Here is an 851-nt window from a genome sequence, read left to right on the forward strand (position 1 = left end):
GGTTGCATCAGCCGCCTGCGATGCCTGCTGGAAATCGAGCGTGCCGCCGGCCTCGTTGACCAGCGTCGCCGTTCCGCCGTCCGAATGTCCGTAGAAAATGGTCGAGCCGCCATTCCGGTTGGTTATCGTGGCGTCCCCGGCGGAGGAAGATACATTGCTTGAGTAATCGTCGTCGAAGGTCGTCCTGCTGAAATAATACGGTATGCCCAGGCCGTCATTGACGATGGTAGCATTGGCGGCGCTTGCTCCTGTGAAGGTGACCGAGCCGCCGCCCTGGTTGATGATGCTGGCCGTGCCGGCATCGGTTCCGGTGCTGAAATTGAGCCCGCCAGTGCCGTCCTTCGCCAGAATGATGGTGGCCGCGCCGGCGGTCGCATTGCGCAGGAAGTTGAGGTCGCCCAACCCGACGGTGATCGAGATATCCTCGGCACTGACCGGATTGGCGGCGTCGTTGCCCGAGAAATAGAGCTTGGCCCATCCCCCGCTTCCGTTGGAGTTTATGGCGACCAGTCCGTCGCCGAGCGCGCCTGTCGCCGTCACGACAAGGCCGCCGCCGCGCACCGCCGTGCCGCCCGAATAGCTGTTGGCGCCGGTCAGCGTCAGCGTGCCGGAACTGGTCTTGGCGAGTTGTCCGTCGCCCGAAACCACGCCGTCGAGGATCAGGTTCTTGCCGGCGCCGACATCGAAGGTGCCGCCGTTGGCGCCGAGGATTATCTGGCGCTCCAGCGTGAAACTGACGGGATTGCCCGTCACCTGCAGCGCGCCGCCGTTCAAGGTCAGGGCGCCCGAGACATCGCCCAGCGACCAGTCGCCGCCGATCCTCAATGTGCCCTGGTCGACGGTCCACGACG

General features: G+C 64.7%; 1 protein-coding gene. It reads right to left on the bottom strand.

All coding sequences use genetic code 11. The features are described 5' to 3' along the window. Positions 1-851, bottom strand: an 851-nt coding sequence (locus EN969_RS33310; RefSeq protein ID WP_206525314.1) for an autotransporter-associated beta strand repeat-containing protein, incomplete at both ends; no start/stop codon positions are given.

It is taken from the genome of Mesorhizobium sp. M7A.F.Ca.CA.003.01.2.1 (assembly GCF_003998945.1).
Lineage (GTDB): Bacteria > Pseudomonadota > Alphaproteobacteria > Rhizobiales > Rhizobiaceae > Mesorhizobium > Mesorhizobium ciceri.